This window comes from Pseudoalteromonas sp. MMG005, from assembly GCF_018101015.1.
GTDB lineage: Bacteria > Pseudomonadota > Gammaproteobacteria > Enterobacterales > Alteromonadaceae > Pseudoalteromonas > Pseudoalteromonas aurantia.
Window position 1 is genome coordinate 73562 of sequence record NZ_JAGJEK010000001.1, and the last position, 22011, is coordinate 95572.

Annotated in this window: 23 protein-coding genes; 6 read left to right on the forward strand and 17 right to left on the reverse strand. The window is 41.0% G+C overall.

Annotation, left to right across the window (positions count from 1 at the left end):
- Positions 1-133 precede the first annotated feature (133 nt).
- Positions 134-1297, forward strand: coding sequence for a DcaP family trimeric outer membrane transporter (locus J8M01_RS00350; RefSeq protein ID WP_211056661.1), 1164 nt, complete (start codon positions 134-136; stop codon positions 1295-1297).
- Positions 1298-1686: 389 nt separating this feature from the next.
- Here J8M01_RS00350 and recA read toward each other — a convergent pair whose 3' ends face one another.
- Together recA and J8M01_RS00360 are read right to left on the reverse strand one after the other, a co-directional pair.
- Positions 1687-2736 carry a recombinase RecA gene (gene recA, locus J8M01_RS00355; RefSeq protein WP_192508659.1) on the reverse strand — a complete coding sequence of 350 codons (1050 nt, stop codon included), beginning with the start codon at positions 2734-2736 and terminating at the stop codon, positions 1687-1689.
- A 67-nt stretch (positions 2737-2803) separates the two neighbouring features.
- Entirely contained in the window at positions 2804-3292 is a 489-nt protein-coding gene (locus J8M01_RS00360) for a CinA family protein (protein ID WP_192508660.1), read from the reverse strand.
- A gap of 22 nt (positions 3293-3314) precedes the next feature.
- Between J8M01_RS00360 and mutS the strand changes: the two genes are divergently transcribed.
- On the forward strand, positions 3315-5888 hold the full coding sequence (mutS, locus tag J8M01_RS00365; RefSeq protein WP_211056662.1) for a DNA mismatch repair protein MutS: 2574 nt from the start codon (positions 3315-3317) through the stop codon (positions 5886-5888).
- Positions 5889-5947: 59 nt separating this feature from the next.
- Here the strand turns inward: mutS and rpoS are convergent, their stop codons facing one another.
- From rpoS to J8M01_RS00415, 10 genes are all read right to left on the reverse strand, one after another.
- Positions 5948-6928, reverse strand: coding sequence for an RNA polymerase sigma factor RpoS (rpoS, locus tag J8M01_RS00370; RefSeq protein ID WP_192508662.1), 981 nt, complete (start codon positions 6926-6928; stop codon positions 5948-5950).
- Between the two features lie 56 nt (positions 6929-6984).
- A complete protein-coding gene (locus J8M01_RS00375) occupies positions 6985-7803 on the reverse strand; it encodes a peptidoglycan DD-metalloendopeptidase family protein (protein ID WP_192508966.1) in 819 nt (272 codons plus the stop codon).
- A gap of 77 nt (positions 7804-7880) precedes the next feature.
- Positions 7881-8519, reverse strand: a complete 639-nt coding sequence (locus tag J8M01_RS00380; RefSeq protein ID WP_192508663.1) for a protein-L-isoaspartate(D-aspartate) O-methyltransferase — start codon at positions 8517-8519, stop codon at positions 7881-7883.
- Between the two features lie 8 nt (positions 8520-8527).
- Entirely contained in the window at positions 8528-9271 is a 744-nt protein-coding gene (gene surE, locus J8M01_RS00385; protein WP_211056663.1) for a 5'/3'-nucleotidase SurE, read from the reverse strand.
- Entirely contained in the window at positions 9252-10298 is a 1047-nt protein-coding gene (locus J8M01_RS00390; protein ID WP_211056664.1) for a tRNA pseudouridine(13) synthase TruD, read from the reverse strand. Before J8M01_RS00390 ends, surE begins: the two co-directional genes overlap by 20 nt.
- Positions 10295-10771 (reverse strand): 2-C-methyl-D-erythritol 2,4-cyclodiphosphate synthase, encoded by a 477-nt coding sequence (gene ispF / locus J8M01_RS00395; protein WP_211056665.1) that lies wholly within the window; start codon positions 10769-10771, stop codon positions 10295-10297. The genes J8M01_RS00390 and ispF overlap by 4 nt, the downstream gene beginning before the upstream one ends.
- Before the next feature lies 1 nt (position 10772).
- Positions 10773-11468 carry a 2-C-methyl-D-erythritol 4-phosphate cytidylyltransferase gene (ispD, locus tag J8M01_RS00400; RefSeq protein WP_211056666.1) on the reverse strand — a complete coding sequence of 232 codons (696 nt, stop codon included), beginning with the start codon at positions 11466-11468 and terminating at the stop codon, positions 10773-10775.
- Positions 11465-11746, reverse strand: coding sequence for a cell division protein FtsB (gene ftsB, locus J8M01_RS00405; RefSeq protein WP_192508668.1), 282 nt, complete (start codon positions 11744-11746; stop codon positions 11465-11467). Before ftsB ends, ispD begins: the two co-directional genes overlap by 4 nt.
- A 37-nt stretch (positions 11747-11783) precedes the next feature.
- The gene (locus J8M01_RS00410) at positions 11784-12419 is read right to left on the reverse strand and encodes a hypothetical protein (RefSeq protein WP_348772702.1); all 636 of its coding nucleotides are present in this window, start codon (positions 12417-12419) and stop codon (positions 11784-11786) included.
- A gap of 49 nt (positions 12420-12468) precedes the next feature.
- The gene (locus J8M01_RS00415) at positions 12469-12948 is read right to left on the reverse strand and encodes a DUF2947 domain-containing protein (RefSeq protein WP_210997267.1); all 480 of its coding nucleotides are present in this window, start codon (positions 12946-12948) and stop codon (positions 12469-12471) included.
- 61 nt (positions 12949-13009) lie between these two features.
- Between J8M01_RS00415 and J8M01_RS00420 the strand changes: the two genes are divergently transcribed.
- The 3 genes from J8M01_RS00420 to J8M01_RS00430 all read left to right on the forward strand — a co-directional run bounded on the left by J8M01_RS00420 (position 13010) and on the right by J8M01_RS00430 (position 15340).
- Positions 13010-13231, forward strand: coding sequence for a DUF1653 domain-containing protein (locus J8M01_RS00420; RefSeq protein ID WP_211056667.1), 222 nt, complete (start codon positions 13010-13012; stop codon positions 13229-13231).
- 81 nt (positions 13232-13312) lie between these two features.
- Positions 13313-14149, forward strand: a complete 837-nt coding sequence (locus J8M01_RS00425) for a MoxR family ATPase (protein WP_211056668.1) — start codon at positions 13313-13315, stop codon at positions 14147-14149.
- Positions 14150-14152: 3 nt separating this feature from the next.
- Entirely contained in the window at positions 14153-15340 is a 1188-nt protein-coding gene (locus J8M01_RS00430) for a VWA domain-containing protein (protein ID WP_211056669.1), read from the forward strand.
- Between the two features lie 71 nt (positions 15341-15411).
- On the opposite strand, the gene mdh is transcribed toward J8M01_RS00430, so the two are convergent.
- On the reverse strand, positions 15412-16344 hold the full coding sequence (gene mdh, locus J8M01_RS00435; protein ID WP_192508673.1) for a malate dehydrogenase: 933 nt from the start codon (positions 16342-16344) through the stop codon (positions 15412-15414).
- Positions 16345-16827: 483 nt separating this feature from the next.
- Here mdh and argR point away from each other — a divergent pair, with 483 nt between their 5' ends.
- Positions 16828-17295 (forward strand): transcriptional regulator ArgR, encoded by a 468-nt coding sequence (gene argR, locus J8M01_RS00440; RefSeq protein ID WP_192508674.1) that lies wholly within the window; start codon positions 16828-16830, stop codon positions 17293-17295.
- A gap of 13 nt (positions 17296-17308) precedes the next feature.
- Here the strand turns inward: argR and J8M01_RS00445 are convergent, their stop codons facing one another.
- From J8M01_RS00445 to J8M01_RS00460, 4 genes are read right to left on the reverse strand one after another with little or no spacing between them, the layout of a single operon-like run.
- A complete protein-coding gene (locus J8M01_RS00445; protein ID WP_192508675.1) occupies positions 17309-18226 on the reverse strand; it encodes a Dyp-type peroxidase in 918 nt (305 codons plus the stop codon).
- 14 nt (positions 18227-18240) lie between these two features.
- Positions 18241-19287, reverse strand: coding sequence for an ABC transporter ATP-binding protein (locus J8M01_RS00450; RefSeq protein WP_211056670.1), 1047 nt, complete (start codon positions 19285-19287; stop codon positions 18241-18243).
- A complete protein-coding gene (locus J8M01_RS00455) occupies positions 19287-20918 on the reverse strand; it encodes an iron ABC transporter permease (RefSeq protein WP_192508677.1) in 1632 nt (543 codons plus the stop codon). Before J8M01_RS00455 ends, J8M01_RS00450 begins: the two co-directional genes overlap by 1 nt.
- Positions 20918-21922 (reverse strand): Fe(3+) ABC transporter substrate-binding protein, encoded by a 1005-nt coding sequence (locus J8M01_RS00460; protein ID WP_211056671.1) that lies wholly within the window; start codon positions 21920-21922, stop codon positions 20918-20920. Before J8M01_RS00460 ends, J8M01_RS00455 begins: the two co-directional genes overlap by 1 nt.
- Between the last annotated feature and the right edge of the window lie 89 nt (positions 21923-22011).

Below are 22011 nucleotides of genomic sequence, written 5' to 3' on the forward strand. Positions count from 1 at the left end.
ACTCAACCTTGCCACCTTAGTCTAATAGACCAATAGATAATTGAGTAAAGCGCATGGTTCATCAAAAGTGATGATGAACCGTTACTATATTAAGCGTCGTTGTCTACCAACGTGGCTATAAGGAACAATCATTATGACAATAAAAAATTTAACAATAAAAACCCTTACAGCGTTCGCTGTTTCTAGTGCATTGAGTGCACCGGTTTATGCGGCGGCCATTGGAGATACCACAGTCAATTATGGCGGATATGTAAAGTTAGATGCCATATGGAGTGACTTTTCTGATGGCACATTACCTAGTGCACACATAGGAAGAGATTTTTACGTGCCTGGTACAACCCCCGTGTCAGCAACACACTCTGAAGATACCGTATTCGATATGCATGCTCGTCAATCTAGATTCAACTTTGGTACAGCAACAAAGCTTACTGATGGGAGTGAGATAAAAACTAAAATCGAATTAGATTTTATTGTTTCAACTGGCGGTAATGAACGCGTGAGTAATTCCTACTCACCACGTTTAAGGCAAGCTTTTGTAACATACAAAGGCTGGCTATTTGGTCAAGCATGGTCAAACTTCCAAAATGTGGGCGCATTACCTGAAACGCTCGATTTTGTCGGCCCAGGAGAAGGGACTGTATTCGTACGCCAAGCAATGGCGAAGTACTCGGTCGGTAATTGGTCTTTTTCAGCAGAAAACCCCGAAAGCACCATCACTACTGCGGACAAAGGAAGAGTTGTTACCGATGATGCGAGTATGCCCGATTTTACAGCTAGGTATAACCATCAAGCAGATTGGGGAAATATTGTTATCAGTGCCCTAGCTCGCCAACTTACTTACAAGATAGGCGAGGCTGACGAAAGTGAAACTTCGCTCGGCGTTAGTGCATCCGGTCGAGTTAATTTAGGTAAAAACAATATCAAATTCATGATCACACAAGGTAAGGGGCTTGGCCGGTATGTTGGGCTAAACGTTGCCAATGGTGCGGTGTATGATGGCACAAATTTACACGCCATTGACTCAACCTCTGGCTTCATTAGTTATCAGCATCATTGGAATACACAATTACGTTCTACTTTTTTATATTCGTTCTTTTCTGCTGACAATGAAACAAGCTTACTGACAATCACTGGCGACCCGACCGAATCGAGCATGAGCTACAGTGCAAACCTCCTTTATTCTCCAGTAAAAAAACTCACATTTGGTGCTGAATATAAAGTCGGTACTCGAGAAACACAAAGTGGCTTAGACGGCGATATCAACCGTTTACAACTTTCCGCGAAATATGCCTTCTAAATATTAAACATCTTCCAACACTGATATAGGTGTCTTATTACATACCTATATCAGTAACCACTTCAAGCGGCAATTTTGTCGCTTTTTTATTAACCAACGATTGCACTTGTACTATTTTAACCTCAGCTCTGGATAAGCGAATTTGCCCAATAAAGCTATTTTTCTCACTCTCGGCGTTGCTTTCATTTGTAATAGCCCGCTTTTACTGCATAAAAGCGCCTTGATATTGAACAAAATATCATCATTGAATTGTACGTAAGTTCGTTTACAAAACCTTTTCTATTCCAAAACCCTGACCCAAATCTGAGGTTCTTTAAATAACACTTTGATGCTATTCACCCACAAAAAAACCCAGTATTTACTGGGTTTTTAGTTATCGCTCGCGATTTTTATGCTTCGGCGTCTGCCGCAGCTAGGCCTTGATCTTCACCATCTTCAGGAGTTATTGTTGCTTGCAGCAATAACATTTCACGTAACTTATTCTCAATTTCATTCGCAATTTCTGGGTTTTCTTTCAAAAATTTAATTGAGTTAGATTTACCCTGACCAACTTTGCTGCCTTTATAGCTATACCAAGCACCCGCCTTCTCGACAAGCTTATGCTTAACGCCAAGGTCAATTAACTCTCCATGCTTAGAAATACCTTGGCCGTACATAATAATAAACTCAGCTTGTTTGAAAGGTGGCGCCACTTTGTTTTTAACAACTTTCACACGGGTTTCGTTACCAACAACCTCATCACCATCTTTTACTGAGCCAATACGACGAATATCAATACGTACTGAAGAGTAAAACTTTAACGCATTACCACCTGTAGTTGTTTCAGGGTTACCGAACATAACACCAATTTTCATACGTATTTGGTTAATGAAAATACATAACGTATTTGAGCGCTTAATATTACCTGTTAATTTACGCAAAGCCTGAGACATCAAACGCGCTTGTAAACCAACATGGTGATCACCCATATCGCCTTCAATTTCTGCTTTTGGCGTTAAGGCTGCTACGGAGTCGACAATTACCACATCAACAGCACCTGAACGTACAAGCATATCGCAAATTTCTAAAGCCTGTTCACCAGTATCAGGTTGAGATACGAGTAGTTCGTCCACATTTACACCTAACTTCTCTGCGTAGACTGGATCAAGCGCATGTTCAGCATCAACAAAGGCACAAGTCTTGCCTTTCTTTTGTGCTTCCGCGATAACTTGCAATGTTAGGGTTGTTTTACCAGATGACTCAGGACCATAAATCTCCACTATTCGCCCTGTTGGTAAACCGCCTATACCCAACGCAATATCAATTCCAAGTGAGCCTGTTGAGATAGCTTCAATATCTAAAGCCTGGCTATCACCCAACTTCATAATCGAACCTTTACCAAATTGACGTTCAATTTGTGACAATGCAGCATCTAGCGCTTTTTGTTTGTTATCGTTCATTTGCTTCTCCAATCTTGCGTGATGCGAGTAAGTATACTGTATGGAATCACAGTATCAAGCATATTTTTTACTTTAATTCATTTATTATAATATTCAGCGCAAAAGCAATAACTTGCATCCTAACCTGAGCTCTATTACCTGAAAAAATTTGTTTTTTGCTCTGTAATTTCCCGTTTATTACCACGCCAAACCAAACTAATCCAACCGGTTTTTCTTCACTTCCTCCCCCAGGCCCTGCAACCCCTGAAACCGCCACTGCAACATCTGCATTTGCTTGTGTCGCTGCTCCAAAAGCCATTTCCTGTACCGTTTGCTCACTCACAGCACCATATTGAGCTAACGTCTGATCAGATACACCCAATAATTCCTGCTTCGCACTGTTGCTATAAGTAACAAAACAACGGTCAACATAAACAGAGCTGCCTGGCGTGTCAGTCAACGCATAGCTAATTCCCCCTCCAGTACATGATTCAGCAGTAGTGATTGTCTGACGTTTATCCGTTAAAATAGCGCCCAATTGTGCTGCGAGAGTTGTGATCTCTTGTTGTAGCTCCATATTCACCCTTTTAGGTAGATGCATGTCGATAGATTTATATTCTGAACATACTATAAAACAACAAACTCCTATGATGCAGCAATATCTTAGGATTAAAGTAGAACATCAAGATATCTTATTATTCTATCGCATGGGCGATTTCTATGAGTTATTCTTCGATGATGCAATTCGTGCTGCGCAGCTATTAGATATCTCTCAGACTCATCGTGGCAAAGCCGGTGGCGCACCAATTCCAATGGCGGGAGTACCTTATCACGCAGTTGAGAACTATTTAGCCCGCTTGGTACAAATGGGAGAGTCTGTCGCACTATGTGAACAAATTGGCGACCCAGCGACCAGTAAAGGTCCTGTCGAACGTAAAGTTGTCCGCATTGTAACACCTGGCACCGTGACAGATGAGGCGCTACTGCAAGAGCGCCAAGACAATTTACTCGCCAGTATTTGGCAAAATAAACAAGGTCATTATGGCCTTGCATATTTAGATATAAATTCCGGTAGTTTTAATATCGTTGAGCTAAAGACAGATGAAGCACTCAGTTCAACACTGCAACGATTACAACCTGCTGAATTGCTCTACCCTGAATCATTTCAAAATTTATTGTTAATCGAGCCAATTAAAGGCTGTCGTCGTCGCCCTGAGTGGGAGTTTGACTTAGACACAGCCAAACACTTATTATGCCAGCAATTTAATACCAAAGATCTAGTTGGCTTTGGTGTTGAAAATGCACACTCAGGGCTAATTGCTGCTGGTTGTGTCATGCAATACATAAAAGATACTCAACGCACGGCACTGCCGCACATTCGCGCGATTACACTAGAAAAAAATGAGCATGCGGTTATTTTAGATGCTGCAACTCGGAAAAATCTCGAGTTAACGGTTAATCTGTCAGGGAGTATCGACAACACACTTGCACAAGTCCTTGATAAAACATCAACCCCAATGGGATCACGGCTTTTAAAACGCCGAATTCACACACCCATTCGTAACCGTCCGGAACTCAATGCAAGATTATCTGCAATTTCAAGCTTAATTGAAGCACAGCTTAGTATCGAAGTGTATGATGCCTTAAAGCAAATTGGTGACGTTGAACGTGTCGTTGCTCGGTTGGCACTATGTAATGCGCGCCCCCGAGATTTAACCCGATTGCGCAGCGCATTGCAGGCTATTGCGCCGCTCCACAGCATACTCTCGGAATGTAATGACCCCCGTATTACACAGATTTGCGAACAATCACCTTCCTTACCTAAATTACAAGACCTTTTAGAGCGCGCGATTATTGATAACCCGCCTGTACTGATCCGAGACGGAGGGGTAATTGCAACAGGCTACAACCCTGACCTTGATGAATGGCGAGCATTAAGCCAAGGTGCCACTGATATTCTAGATCAATTAGAAGAACGAGAACGTGCACGCACAGGGATCAGCACATTAAAAATTGGCTATAACCGAGTTCACGGGTTCTACATTGAGATAAGTCGCGCCAACTCACATCTAGTACCTGTTGAGTACATTCGCCGACAAACATTAAAAAATAATGAACGTTACATCATCCCTGAGCTCAAAGAACACGAAGATAAAGTGCTGGGTAGTCAAAGCAAAGCACTTGCTTTAGAAAAGCAATTATATGAACAATTATTTGAATTTATCGCCCCTTATTTGGAGCAATTACAGATCATGGCTGCATCACTGGCCGATTTAGATGTGTTAAATACATTAGCGGAAAGGGCGCAAACACTTGACTATTGCAAACCGCAGTTAACTGAGGAAGATGAAATCTCCATTGAAGCAGGGCGCCACCCTGTTGTCGAGCAAGTCAGCAAAGACCCCTTTATTGCCAACCCAGTACACCTCAGTGAACAACGTAAAATGCTAGTTATAACTGGCCCTAACATGGGTGGTAAATCAACCTACATGCGTCAAACGGCCTTAATTGTATTAATGGCGCATATTGGAAGTTATGTCCCTGCAAGCCACGCGATTATCGGGCAAATAGATCGTATTTTCACCCGCATTGGTGCCAGTGATGACTTGGCATCGGGCCGCTCTACTTTTATGGTTGAAATGACCGAAACTGCCACAATACTGAATAATGCATCACACCAATCATTAGTATTAATGGATGAAATTGGCCGAGGCACCAGCACCTATGATGGCTTATCTCTGGCTTATGCGACTGCAGATTATCTTGCTCGAAAAATTAGCGCCAAAACCTTGTTTGCAACACATTATTTTGAACTCACTGAACTTGCCGATCAGCAAAGTGGACTAGTCAATGTCCACCTTGACGCAGTCGAGCATAACGACACCATTGCGTTTAAACATACGGTATTAGAAGGCGCAGCAAGTAAAAGTTTTGGTTTACAAGTTGCTGGACTTGCAGGAGTGCCAAAAGAAGTACTTAAGGTTGCCAAACAAAAACTCGCGATGTTAGAAAATCACCAGAGTGTCGTCGATTTAAATGTGCCCACACAGCAAACATTGGTTCTGAACAATGGACCATCAGAGCTTGAAACATCAATCCAAACGCTTGACCCTGACGAATTAACACCACGAGAAGCACTCTCACTTTTATATCAGTTGAAAAAGCTTGTATAAAAAGTAATGATATAAAAAAACCACTCAATGAGTGGTTTTTTTATTAAAGGTTATATCGCTTACAATTGCTCAAATAAGCTATCTGTACTCAAACCTTCATGCTGTAGTATATCTTTCAAGCGCCGTAATGCTTCTACCTGGATCTGGCGAACACGTTCACGTGTTAAACCAATTTCACGCCCAACATCTTCAAGCGTAGACGGTTCATATCCTAAAAGCCCAAAACGTCTTGCAAGCACCTCACGCTGCTTAGGATTCAACTCACCAAGCCAATCAACAATATGCTTATTAATATCATTGCTTTGTACTTCATTTTCTGGACCATGGCCCTTTTCATCTGCAATAATATCTAATAACGCTTTGTCATTTTCACCACCAATTGGTGTATCAACTGAAGTGATTTTCTCATTCAAGCGCAACATTTTTGTGACATCTTCAACTGGCCTGTCTAAGCACTCGGCTATCTCTTCGGCTGTTGGCTCATGGTCTAGCTTTTGCGTTAACTCTCTCGCCGTACGCAAATATACATTAAGCTCTTTCACAACATGGATAGGCAAGCGAATGGTACGAGTTTGGTTCATTATCGCACGTTCAATGGTTTGACGGATCCACCATGTGGCGTACGTAGAAAAGCGAAAACCTCGTTCTGGATCAAACTTCTCAACTGCACGAATAAGACCCAAATTACCTTCTTCGATGAGGTCCAGTAACGCTAAGCCACGATTGTTATATCTGCGCGCTATTTTTACAACTAAACGCAAATTACTTTCAATCATTCTTTTTCGAGACGCTTCACAGCCTTTCAAAGCTTTACGTGCAAAATACACTTCTTCTTCAGCACTAAGCAGCGGTGAGAAACCAATTTCACCTAAATATAACTGAGTTGCATCTAAGTTTTTTACTGTTTCATCTTTCGCGAAAATATCTTCTTCTTCAATGTTCTCTAAAAGTTCAGTTTTAGAGTTTGTTAAAGTGACATCCTCATTTTTTTCTTCAAAATCGTCCGTTTTTTTGGTCTTAACATTTGCAGTTTGAGCCATATGCATCCTCCCAAGCGAATGAATGGTATAAAATCATCATACTGTCTGTCAGTGTCTTAATCCTTAGGTAAAAACCTAAGTGGGTTTACAGCTTGCCCTCTATAACGGATCTCAAAGCGTAGTGCAGTTTCAGTGGCATCTGTATTACCTATGTCGGCAATTCTTTGTCCAACTTTAACTGTTTGTTGCTCTTTGACCCATAATTTCGAGTTATGTGCATAAGCGCTTAGGTAATCATCATTATGTTTTAATATGATTAAGTTACCATAACCCCTTAATGCACTGCCCGCATAAACCACAGTGCCCGCTGCGGCGGCTCTTACAGGTGTTCCATGTTTATTAGCAATTAGTAATCCTTTATAACCATTTTCCTTAACAGAAAAACGCTTAATTACTTTGCCAATAACAGGCTTTCGCCACTGTACCTTTTTAGAAATCATCTGCTTAGGCACTTTGACACTGCTTTTCTGTTCTTTTTGAACATACTCCCGTTGTTTTGGCTTATCAAGTTCTTTTTTCTGTTGTTTGTTACTTTTTTGTATATTTATTTTAGAGTTAACGACTTTTACTGCGTGTTTTTTAACCTTTTTATTTTTATTTTTAGAATTCTCTAGGTAGATTTTCTGCCCCGGATAAATCAAATAGGGTGGGGTTATATTATTAATTTTAGCGACAGCACGTACATCTTTATTTGCACTAAAAGCAATAGAAAATAAGGTGTCACCTTTTCGTACTTTATACTGATTATTTTTAATGTGAATTTTATGCTTCGAAGAGGTCTTACCTGATGATAGATTAGTAACAGGCGCAGGTTTATGGTTCGTAGAGCAAGCACTCAAAAATAAGATGACTAAAAATAGTATCTGTATGTTTATTTTAATCATCTTTGATTTTTTGCCATAATATTTACTTCATCTATTTGTAATATTTAATATAAAAAATAAGGCTAAACTCAGATGATATCACCAGCAACTAAAGGGACAAACTTTACAGGAGCTAAAGGGTGTTCAATAAATTGCTCACCTTGACGAACAAACAACGTCAAAATCTGCTCTTGCTCACCTAACGGAACAATTAATGCGCCTCCGTCTTGTAATTGATGTAACAATGATTGTGGCACTGATTTCGCAGCTGCGGTAACAATAATCCCTGAAAAAGGCGCTTTCGATGACCAGCCTTGCCATCCATCCCCATGTTTCATTGCAACATTATATAAGTCGAGCTGATGTAAACGGCGTTTGGCTTGCCATTGTAAACTCTTTATCCGCTCGACAGTAAAAACATCGTCAAATAATTGTGCCAAAATCGCGGTTTGATAACCAGATCCAGTGCCGATTTCTAACACCTTACCCGATACCCCCACCTGTCTTAAGATCTCCGTCATTTTCGCGACAATAAATGGCTGAGAAATAGTTTGCCCCTGACCTATTGGCAACGCGGTATTCTCATATGATTTATGCTTTAATACATCATCCACAAATACATGTCTTGGCGTATTTTCCAATACAGACAAGACTTTTCGGTCGGTTACTCCTTGTGCCCTAATTTGCTCAATTAAAGCACTTGCACTACGCACATAATTGTTTAGCACCCTATCCCCTATCTCTTTAACCAACAAGCCATTGCATCAAGACTCTCATGAGCTGTCATGTCTATTTTTAACGGCGTTACAGCCGCATAACCTTGATTAATGGCATGAAAGTCCGTGCCTGGACCTGCATCACTTTCATGACCCAATGTACCATACCAAAATATCTCTCTACCCCAAGGATCAGTTTGTTTTGTCATTGTTTCCGCTTTGTGACGTTTGCCAAGCCGACACACCTTTACCCCTTTCAATTCATCTAGCGGAATATCTGGCACATTGATATTGATTATTTGATCTTTGGGCAACGGGTGTGACTGTAATTGTTTAATAATGTCTATCGTGATCTGAGCAGCGGTATCATAATGATTTTCATATTTAGAACATAGTGACACAGCAATGGCTGGTAGTCCCATATGGCGACCTTCTATTGCGGCTGCAACAGTCCCTGAATACAATGTATCATCACCTAAGTTAGCACCTTTATTTATACCCGCGACAACAAGATCTGGTAAGTCAGCCATTAACTCGCTAACACCGATATGCACGCAGTCCGCGGGTGTGCCATTTACTGATAAAAATCCATTATCTAAAGTGGAAACTCGTAATGGGTTCATCAATGTCAAAGAATGGCTAGCCCCACTACAATTTCTATCTGGCGCAATCACAATTACTTCAGCAATTTCACACAATGCTCGATATAAAACCGCAATGCCTTTTGCATCAACCCCATCATCGTTACTGAGTAATATTCTCATCTTGGTTACTATCCATTAAGTTATCTTTCGATGCATCTCTATGTATCACTAACTCTCTTAGCAAGGCCGTTGCAAAAGTCCCTTTTGGTAAAGTAAAGGTCAACTTTATCGTTGTATCATCGACTGTTTTCACCTGTAAGTGTTTTGGAATTAATCTCAATGCGCGCCTTTCGTTCTTTAACCCTAATTCAGCTAAGCCCGCTTGCCAAGCACTAAAAGGCACTAACCAGTTTCGCTCTTGCTCAGTTAACCCTTTATCTCCTTTGCCAACTAGCGGTGCTGACAATAAGATATCCCCACTGGTTAAGCGTTCAATCGTGTCATCACTGATATTTTCTTCAAAGAATGCATTACTGCCACTGAGCATGAATACTTCTTGATGCCATGTCTTAGCCAATCCATGTTCAGCAACGCGTTTGCTAACAATCTCATTAAATATATGTGATCTCGCCGCGGATATAATAATACCACGCAACTTTTTATCTCGGATGCGCTCTCCTGAAAACATCCGCTCAGCCATTTGCAAATTATGCCCATCATGACCAAAACGCTGCTCTCCAAAATAATTTGGCACCCCTTGTCGTACAGCATTAATACGAGAAAGAATATCTAATGGCGCACTGACATTACGTAAAGTGATCTCAAATTTATTACCTGAATGACACCCTGTACGTAATTTGCGATTGTGTCTGATTTGTTTAATAACAAACACACTATCACTGTTTAGCTCGGTAAAGTCGAGATGTTGTTTAATGGGTACTGGCACGCTAAACCATTGACTACACACGCCATGCCTGTCTTTCAACCCCGCATAACTCACATCTCTTGGTGCGACCCCTGCAAACTTTGCCAACATCTTCGCAATGTATTGCGTATTTTCACCTTTTTTTATAACGTGCAAACATACGTGTTCACCTTCACCCGACAGCTCAATATCCAGCAATTCATCAACAACAAAATCTTCAGCGCACGATTTGTAATCCGCCGACGACTGAGGTTTACCATACAAGTAATTCAAATTTTTCATTGCTTCATCACCAGTACAACAGCATGCGCTGAAATACCTTCTTTTCGCCCTTCGAAACCCAACTTTTCAGTGGTCGTGGCTTTAACATTGACCTGATCAATACTGACACTACAATCGACAGCCAAGTTTGCACGCATTGCATCAATATGGGGTCGCATTTTTGGTGCTTGAGCGACTATCGTTACATCACAGTTGCTTAGTTGGTAACCTTTGTCTTTGACTTGCTTCATCACTTGTCGCAGCAAAACTCGACTATCTATGTTTTCAAATTCTGCCGCTGTATCAGGAAAATGCTTACCAATGTCGCCAAGTGCTAAAGCGCCAAGCAATGCATCGCATAAGGCATGCACAGCCACATCACCATCTGAGTGCGCAATAAAGCCATGTTCAAAGGGGATTTTCTCACCACAAATCATCAATGGACCTTCTCCACCGAATTTATGTACATCAAATCCATGACCAATTCTTATCATTTCACACTCTCTTATGCTGTTTTGAAATCAGAAAACATGCCAAGTCATAATCTTCCGGCGTCGTTATTTTTATATTATCTGTTCGTCCTGGAATTAATTGAACGGGCTGCTGTTGCCACTCCATTGCCGACGCCTCATCGGTGATCGTCACGCCTTGTTGTAACGCACAACTCAATGCTGAACGTAACGTCATAAACGGAAACATTTGTGGCGTTAATGCTTGCCATAAATCATCTCTTGGCACTGTACCAGAGCTATGGCTACTACCCCGTTTTATCGTATCTTTTACTTTAGCAGCTAAAATACCACCTTGTTGCGCCTCTAAGCAGTGTGAAATTAAGTTTTCAATATCAGTAATATCAACTAGTGGACGAGCTGCATCATGGACTAATACCCAATCAGGTTTGTATTCTAGTAATGCATCAAGCGCATTAAGCACCGACTCTGCACGTTCTTTGCCACCTGAGGTTCTAATTAACTTCTCACTACAAAAAGCAAGTTTATCAAAAACTGTATCGCTATCACTCACCGCAACAGCAATAACGCAGACATTAGGCACCCCCATCATTTTATTTAAGGTGTGCTCCAATACTGTTTTATCTTCAATCTTTAAATATTGTTTTGGATGAGATAGTTGCATTCGACTGCCCACCCCCGCAGCGGGAACAACGATGGCTATTTTAGGTAGTTTATTCATGGTGTTTTTTTCGGAAGAACTCTGATGAATGTTTCATTGGGTTTTATCATACCTAACTCATGTCGAGCACGCTCTTCAACGCCCTCTAAGCCAAGCTTTAAGTCTTCAATATCGGCTTTTAATAGCTTATTGCGTTTTAATAGCTTTTCATTAAGATTTTGATGTGCATCTACTGCACTTTTCAATCTCGTGTAATCCTGTAATCCATTATGGCCAAACCAAAGCTGATATTGAATAAAGGCCGCTAAACAAATTAAAGCAAACTGAAATAAGCGCATTGTTTAGTTCCTACTGTTTATTGTACATATTACGAGATTAACGTGGGCGTTTTTTTATTATTCTGACATTTTTCCAGTTAATCATACTGGCTAACAACATTTCTCTTAAGCTCAAAACTCTAGGTCCAATTGCTTTACTATATTGCCACTGATGCCCACAGCATGCCGCAACCATTAAGGCTTTTGCGGGTTTAAACATGATTGTAGAAACTCCCTTCTGACTTTGTCCTGAACAATCAAACCATCCATGTTGATTGCAATGAATCATATTGTCTCTTACTTGATCTATGGTGTCTATGACAATACGTGTCAATCCCTTGTGAGACAGCATCACAGGCACAACTAACCCAACCGTCCCATAGCGAGAAAAATAGTGATTACACACGTCCATTTGCCATTTAGGTTGCGCTTTTTGCGGACTTAACCAAGTGCCATTTTGACTGTCTAATTGCAAGGGCACACTTCCTTGCACTATATCTCGCGCTGCACGCTCAACATAGTAAGGTAAACTTAATAAAGCCCGCGGCAACTGCTCAGCAGTTGCATTTTCTGTCAAAGCTGGAATTTCACGTGCATAAAATACATTAACTAACTCAGCAAATTGTAATCGTTCACGTTCGTCATGCCATAAACTGCTTTGCTCGTTTGACATTGCTATATACTGTTCGCCCACGCTACCTCCCAGTCACTGTGAAAGTTATAGCATGGCAGATTAAAGCAAGCTAGCCTTTCGGCTTTTCTCCAAGCCGAGCTTCACCATTTTCCATAAATTGCACGACGCCGGTTCGTTTTTTACCAACCAATAAGCTGCCGTCACATAAAAACATGAAGTTTTGCCAACAACGCTGAAAAACTGCAAAATTTGTCTCGATAACTTGTTCACGTGACATACAAAAATATACAGTGGTATTGGCTTCCCACCCCAAATGCGATGTAATTACGTCAGGAAGCGATTCCTCACCGGCTTCCCAAGGCTTTTCCCAATCAACATTTTCAGACCAGCTATCCTCTTTTCCTACCCACTCAGATGGATTAAAAAAATCAGGGTGATCTTGATCTCGGCTTATCATGGTACTCCACAATACTGCCGCTCGCGCTTTCGTCATTGGCTTAATCGCCGCAAGATCTTGTTCTGAGATCGGTAAATCTTGATGTTTAAAAACCCATGCTTTTCTAAACTCATCAAGCGCAATATAATTCATACAACAGCCCAGTCTGGCAAATATTAACGCGCAGTATACCGCACACTAAACGGAACGAACAATGAAGCAAACACTAAAACCCGGTATTTATCAGCATTACAAAGGTCAGCAATATCGTGTCTTCCACATCGCAACTCACAGTGAAACACAAGAAAAAATGGTCGTCTATCAAACCCTCTATGGTGATTTCGATTTTTGGGTTCGTCCTTTCACGATGTTTGTTGAAAACGTCACATGTGATGGCATTGAAACTCCACGCTTTAAATACCTAGGTGATAAATAAGATACTTCATAACCCCTAGCGGCAGGTCACCTTTTTATGGCAAGATAACTCATTCTCCTCAGACCAGTCATTAGGTATAAAGTGAACTTCCAAGGTACAAACAATTACATTGCTAGTAGTGCATTAAAACAAGCAGTAAATGCTGCAATTATATTAGAAAAGCCGCTTTTAATTAAAGGAGAACCAGGCACGGGTAAAACACTACTCGCAGAAGAACTTGCAAAAAGCCTCAATACCAACCTCATTCAATGGCATATCAAATCAACCACAAAAGCACAACAAGGGCTGTATGAATACGATGCAGTATCTCGACTAAGAGACAGTCAACTCGGTGAACAACGTGTGCATGATATTAATAATTACATTGTAAAAGGTAAATTATGGCAAGCCTTCACGGATCCTTCACGTCCGGTGCTGCTCATTGATGAGATTGACAAAGCTGATATCGAGTTTCCCAACGATTTACTATTGGAGCTCGATAAAATGGAGTTTCATGTTTATGAAACAGGTGAACGTGTTAAAGCAAAAGTCCGCCCGATAGTCATTATTACATCGAATAATGAGAAAGAGCTCCCTGATGCTTTTTTGCGACGCTGTTTCTTTCACTATATCGACTTCCCTTCCACCCAGCAGATGCAAAAAATCATTGATGTTCATTATCCTAATATCAAAGCTAGCTTGGTACAACAAGCATTAGAAAGCTTTTTTAAACTCAGGGATGTGCCAGGGCTTAAGAAAAAACCAAGTACCAGTGAATTATTAGATTGGCTAAAGTTGCTAATGGCTGAAGATATCGAGAGTACAACCTTACATGATAAACAGCATCAAGGTGGTTTAATGCCATTATTTGGGGCTTTGCTTAAGAATGAACAAGATGTGAGCTTAATTGAGAAGCTGGCCTTTATAAGTAAGCGTTAACTGATGCTTATCGAATTTTTCTTTACATTAAAACGCTACGGCTTAAAAGTCAGTCCTCGAGAACTGCTTGACTGTATCAACGCACTAAACAAAGGTTTAGCGTTTGCTGACATCGATGCATTTTACGACCTCAGTAAAATTATTTTTGTTAAAGATGAAACCCAGTTTGACAAATTTGACCGCGCTTTTGCCGATTACTTTCAAGGTCTTGAATCTATCGACTTATTATCGCAATTACAGACTAACAATGAACTCCCCCATGACTGGTTACGAAAAGAGTTCGAAAAAAGCTTATCCGATGAAGAAAAACAACAATTAGATGCGCTCGGTGGATTAGATAAGTTATTAGAAACGCTAAAACAACGATTAGCCGAGCAAAAAGAACGCCATGCAGGTGGCAATAAATGGGTTGGCACTGGTGGCACATCTCCGTTTGGCGCGTATGGCTATAACCCTGAAGGAATCCGAATTGGCCAAGAAGGGAACCGACAGCGCCAAGCCGTTAAAGTGTGGGATAAGCGTCAATATCGCAATTTAGACGCTAACACTGAAATGACCAGCCGAACCATGAAACTTGCACTGAAAAAGCTCAGAAAGTTTGCAAAAAGTGGTGCCAGCGAGCAATTGGATCTTAATGAAACGATAGCTGCAACGGCAAAACAAGGCGGTATGCTCGATGTCAAAATGGTCCCTGAACGACATAATGCCATTAATGTCATTATGCTGTTTGATATTGGTGGTTCAATGGATGAATACATTCATTTATGCGAACAGCTATTTGGTGCTGCACACAGTGAATTTAAGCATTTGGAGTTTTTTTATTTTCACAATTGTGTTTATGAACAAGTTTGGCAAGATAACCAAAGACGCGATAGCGAGTCGCTTGACACATATCAGCTTATCAACCGCTTCGGTAAAGACTATCGACTTATTTTTGTGGGTGATGCCACTATGGGGCCCTATGAGATCACATATTCTGGTGGTAGCGTAGAGCATTGGAACCATGAAGCTGGCAGTGTGTGGCTTCAACGCCTCACTCAGCATTTTGAAAAAATTGCTTGGTTAAACCCACAACCCACAACCCACTGGCCCTATTACCAGTCAATAGATATCATTGCTGAACTAATGCACAACCGTATGTACCCATTAACATTAGACGGTATAAGTAAAGCGATAAAAGTACTGACTTAATGGTATGGTCAACGTCTAATTTGGACACAAAAAAGCCGCGACGTACGCGGCTTTTTTAATTTCATCGTCTATTAAGACATGAAATCAACACCTTCTTGGATGTCTTTGTTAAGTGTTGCAAGCATATCTTCTTTTGCTTTTTGTTCAAATGCACTTAACTCACCGTAAGACAGAATTTCTTCTACACCGTTTTTACCTAAACGGACAGGGTGCGCAAAATATGGTGCGTCGCCATTTTCAACGGCAACATACGCGTAATCTACAACATCTTGACCCTGTAAGCCTTTAACAAGTGAGAAGCAGAAACGTGCTGCAGCTGCGCCCATTGAAAGTGTCGCTGAACCGCCACCTGCTTTTGCATTTACCACTTCAGTACCTGCATTCTGGATACGAGGTGTAAGTGCTGCAACTTCTTCATCAGTGAATGAAACGCCTTCAACTTGTGAAAGAAGTGGTAAAATGGTAGTGCCTGAATGGCCACCAATAACTGGTACTTTCACTTCAGATACATCAACACCTTTCAATTCAGCAATAAATGCTTCCGAACGAATGACATCTAATGTTGTAACACCAAATACGCGAGATGCTTCATAAGTACCCGCTTTTTTGAATACTTCAGCAACAATTGGCACAGTACCATTTACTGGGTTAGTGATAACACCCACTAGCGCTTTAGGGCAGCTACGTACAATACCTTCAGCAAGTGTTTTAATAATACCTGCGTTTACGTTGAATAAATCAGCACGGTCCATACCTGGTTTACGAGGCATGCCAGCTGGGATCAATACAATATCAGCACCAGCAAGTGCAGCGTCTAGGTCATCCGCACCAAAACCAGCTACTTTAACTGCCGTTGGGATATGAGAAAGGTCAACAGCAACACCTGGTACTACCGGTGCAACGTCGTATAAAGATAATTCAGAACCTGCAGGTAAACCGTTTTTAAGTAAAAGTGATAAAGCTTGACCAATACCGCCAGCGGCACCCAATACAGCAACTTTCATGTGAATACTCCATAAATTGAAGGTAAATTTAGGGTGCGTCCCTCAATTAAAATCTAAGTTTAAATACCATCTCAGCAATCAGATACATAATGCGTAAACCCCAACACCATTAGGTGACATTGAATACACAACAAAAGCGCTAACATGACAATTAAAAGTAACCATTTCACATGAATTATAATCAACTTTCATACACAAATTTACGTTCTATGTGTACTCAACAGCATAATAAACCCATATTAGTTACTGCAAACTCAGCTAAAAAAGACAAACATACCCAAGAATGCAGTAAAGATAATGAAAAGCGCAGGTAAAAACAAATTAATCCGAGTTATTTTCATGATTTTTTCGACTATAGTTGTAAAGCTAACAGCACTGGCGCTTTACGCGTGTGACAGAACCTGAATATCAGCACAGTAAAATTTGGGTCACAACGTAGTTTTGTGTAGAATCCCAACATCACCATTTGAATTATGGATCGTTATGCAGCCTCAAGAAAAACAAGAAGCGCTGGTTAAAGCGTTTAAAGCTTTACTCAAAGAAGAAAACTTTGGTTCACAAGGAGAAATTGTTGACGCTTTAAAAGACCAAGGCTTTGACAATGTGAGTCAGAGCAAGGTGTCACGCATGCTCAGTAAATTCGGTGCGGTACGAACCCGTAATGCAAAACAAGAAATGGTCTATTGTTTGCCTGCTGAGATGGGAGTGCCGACAGCCAAAAGCCCACTGCGCCAATTGGTCATTGATATTATCCATAATGAAATGATGATAATTATTCGAACTAGCCCCGGCGCCGCACAACTTATTGCGCGATTACTTGATTCGTTAGGAACTGCAGATGGCGTACTCGGCACAATTGCCGGTGATGACACCATATTTATAGCCCCAGCCCAAATTTCAGAAATTGATGCAACGCTTGAGCGAGTAAAAACGTTATTTGACAACGTTTAGGCCGGCCTAAAAATCACTCTTCACAACTTTGTGCCATCGTACTAAGAAATTGGACCGATGGTGCAAAAAATGCCGCCCCCATATCTGCCTGATTATAATCCAACCATAGGTCATATTTATCTGGAGTGCCTAAACGAGACATTAGAACATCTTCAAAAGCTTGGCCATGTGCCGAACAACTCACCCACAAACTACCTTGCTCAAATACATCCCCAAACGGCATGCTTTGATCAAGTAAGGTCGCTAAACCGTCTTCGTTTACTAACTCCGCTAAAGTTGCATGACTATTTTCTTTTTGAGGAGAAATCAGGGTGTTATCTAAGCGCGTTCGGCCCATCACTTGTTCCTGCTCATCAAGTGTTAATATTTGCCATGTGTCAATGTCAAACTTCACTCGTTGAACATGCACATAACTTCCTTGATTATCATCATGCTGCGGGTTATCGACTAAAGCTACTTGACGTTTAAAGCGCCCATGAGGTGCATTTCCACCATAAATAAAGCCGTTAAAGTCTCGGCCATCTAAAAACCGAAAGCCTCTAACATTCGCCACTAGCTCAACACTAGGTGCAAGCATGTGCAATACGCTTTGTGCAAAAAGGTGATTAACATCTTCTCTATCTGAACGGATCACGTACATTAAATCAAAAGGCTGGCTATGCATTAAGTGTTCAGCACTGCTTACATGAGGAAAGCTTTTTAATTCAGGAGGAATATACTCAGGATAAATATGCGGCCAATATTGTGCTCCAATGGCCACAAAGCTACTCACCATCGACTCCGAGAAACGGTCACTCAGTTCATTTTGTAATCGTTCACAATGTGCCAATGTAGCACGCACAGCCTCATCATGCCCATCTAGTACATTAAAAAACAAATGTAAACCATGGAGGTTTGCTTCAGCACAGACTCCTGATTGCGCTTGCGCCATGCTTTTTTCCTTACTTAATTCAGCTCTTGCTCAGAAAAGAAATTTACCGCATGTGCTTTAATTTTAAAAGAGACAGGTAAATCAGTATCAATTGTTTTGTCTGTGGGCGCAGGAACCTCTAACTGTTGCTGTTCAAAACGTACCCGATAAACATATTCAGTGCCCACAAAGCGCTGTTGTTCAACTCGCACTTGCCCATTTGGGTCATTAACCAACTCTAAGTGCTGTGGTCGCACATAAATTTGTCCTTGCTGCTGAGATTGCAACAAAGGAACCATTGAGCTCACGTCACCAAAATCAGTGCTAACACCGGCACCGTTATAACGAGTCGCTTTTAAATAAATTCCTTGACCTAAAAACTCAGCTACAACTTTATTACTGGGCTGTTGGAACAAAGTTTTCGCACACCCTAATTGCGCGATTTGACCTTCATGCATAATCGCTAACTTATCCGAAAATGCAAACGCCTCATCTTTTGAGTGACTGACAAATATAGCTGAGACTTGCTGATCTTTAATAATCGCTCGAATGTCATTAATAAGCTGATATCGAACCTGCGCATCTATATTGGAAAACGGCTCATCTAGCAATAATAAGTTTGGACGGTACGCCAACGCTCTTGCAATCGCAACACGTTGCTGTTGCCCCCCCGAAAGCTCATGAGGATAACGTGACTTAAAATTATTTAAGTGCACTAACTCCAACATTTCATCAACGCGCTTTAAGCGCTCTGGTTTATCAAGCTTATTTAGACCAAACGCAATATTCTGCGCAACCGTTAAATGAGGAAACAACGCATAATCTTGGAACATCATCCCTATATTTCTGTGCTGAGGCGCGACAAAGTGGCGCTCATCACTCATACACTGGCCATTAATCACAACCGATCCATGCTGCGGTTGAATAAGCCCCGCAATGGCTTTCAAAGTTGTTGTTTTCCCACAACCACTAGCCCCTAACAAGCAGACTATTTCATTTTGTTCGACGGCTAAATTAAGCGCTTTAATAACTGATTGACCGTCATACTGATACGACAAATTTTGTAATAGCAAACTACTCATTAGTTGTGTTGCTCCATAGATCGATTAACAAAATATAGCGGAATTAGCCCAACTAAAACAATAAACAAGGCTGATACTGACGCAAGTTCTAACTGCTCATCACTCACATACTGAAATACATGTGTCGCCAGAGTTTCAAAATTAAAAGGTCGTAACAATAACGCTGCGGGGAGCTCTTTCATACATTCAATGAAAACCAATAAAGCTGCCGTGAGAATGCCTCGGCGTAATAACGGAAAGTGAATCAAGGTTAGGGTTTGTAAAAACCCCTTCCCCATGCTTTGGCTGGCCATATCTAGCGACGGGCTGATCCGCACATAACTGGCTTCAACTGCGCCATGTGCAATCGCATAGAATCGCACGACATATGCGAAAATCATCGCAAAAATACTACCACTTAACAATAAACCAGGTTCAAAACTAGTTTGCGAAAACCAGTCATTAAGTGCCGTATCCAGCAAAGTTAAAGGCAGCAAAACAGCAATCGCCAATACCGTACCAGGCAGAGCATATCCCGTACTTGCGAAGCGCCCAGGAATGGATTTAGTTCTTTCACTACCTATACGTTGGTAAAAAACCACGAGAACGCTAAAGAATATCGCAATAACACTGACCCACAAAGACACTTTCAAGCTCTGCCAAGCATATAAAAAGAATTGGCTATTCCAAGCCTCGTCAAAATAATCAATTGCATAGCCACACAAAATACCCACTGGCAACACAAAAGCAACCAGTAATATAAAGATGCAATACGCAGAAGCGGCCCACGCTGTTTTACCTTTAAGCACATATAACGCTGTATCGTTAACAGATGCTTGGCGTTCATGCACCGTATCATTTTTACGACTTAGTCGTTCTAACATCAGTGACACAAACAAAAATAACAGCATAATTCCTGATATTTTTGCCGCTGCAGTGAGTGAGTAATAGCCAAGCCACGTATCATAAACTGCGGTTGTGAGCGTACTTACAGCAAAATAATGTACCGTCGCAAAATCAGCCATTGTCTCCATACTTATCAAAGCAAGTGCAGCAACAATTGCTCCCCGAGCTAACGGAAGGCTCACCTTAAAAAAGCTCTGACGAGGGCTCATTCCCATCAGCTGACTTGCCTGAACCAATTTAAATGATTGCTCCCTGAGCGCGGTTTTAAATATTAAATATAAATAAGGATAGAGCACCAAAGCGATCATTATTATGGCACCTGGCAATGTACGAATATCAAAAAACCAGTAATCATTCGGTGATTGCCAACCAAACCAATCTCGCAGCGCCACCTGAACGGGCCCAGCATAATCCAATAAATCAGTATAAATGTAGGCAATTATATAAGTCGGCATTGCCAGAGGCAGCATTAATGCCCACTCAAATACTTTCCGACCAGGAAACTGGCAATATGCGCTAAGCCAGCCTAAAGGCAAAGCAATCAAACAACTGAGTGAAATAACACCAAGGATAAGTAAAATAGTATTAGAGGTGTAGTCCCAAAGAACGGTATTCCATAGATGGGAGAATACCTCTGAATCTCCTTGCAAAGATTCAAAGATTAAAAAAGCGAGCGGGGCAGATAAACAAATGCCTATCAGCCACGCAAATATCTGCCATTTAGACAGAGAAAACGGTACTTGCATTAAAGATCAAATTTAACCTCATCGATCAGCTTCAGTGCTAATGGACGATATTTACTAATTTCAGACAATGGTAATGCGTCTTCCTTAAACGTGCCCCATGATGCCACCAAATTCGACAATGCTACTCCAGATTTTACTGGGTATTCCATATTCATTGACGCATACATATTCTGTGCTTTATTGTCGGTCATAAACTCTATAAGTTTCAAGGCATTTTCTGGATTTTTAGCATATTTGGTCATTACCACACCTGAAACATTCAAATGGGCACCACGGTCTTTTTGATTGGGGAAATTAATATAGACTGAATCAGCCCATGCTCTTTGTTTGCTATCTTGCAGCATTTTTCCAAAGTAATAGCTGTTACCTAGAGCAATGTCACACAAACCTTCTTTTACCGCTTTGACTTGAGCACGGTCATTACCTTGTGGTTTTCGAGCTAAATTACTCTTTACACCTTTAAGCCACTGTTTCGTATCCGCTTCACCATGATGCGCAATCATCGATGCAATCAATCCCAAATTATATGGGTGCTTACCCGAGCGCATACAAATTTTTCCTTTGTAAGTTGCTGAAGCTAAATCTTCATACCCTAAGGCTGAAAGCTTACCTGTTCGTTCCTTTGATGAGTAAACGTTACGTACCCGTTTAGTAAGTGCTACCCATTCACCTTCAGGGTCTCGGAAAGCAACCGGAATATTACGATTAACCACATCACTACTTATCTTTTGCGTTAAGTTCATATCTTCTAATTGCATTAATGCACTAAAATTAGAAGTTAGGACTAAATCAGCCCGACTATGCTTTCCTTCTCGCTTAACACGCTCAATAAGCCCTTTTTTAGCGAAAACAACGTTAGTTTTTATACCTGTTTGTTTGGTGAAGTCATCTAATATCGGTTGGATTAAAAACGGCTGACGAAAAGAGTAGATATTAACTTCGTCTGCTGCCAATGCCGGTAAACAACTTAAAGATGTAAGAACAATCGCTAATGCTTTTTTCATTAAAGCCTCCAGATAAAAACAATAATTATTATCAGCTAATAATATCTCTTATGGTGTTAAAAAACACCCTCTGAATAAAACTAGCTTTA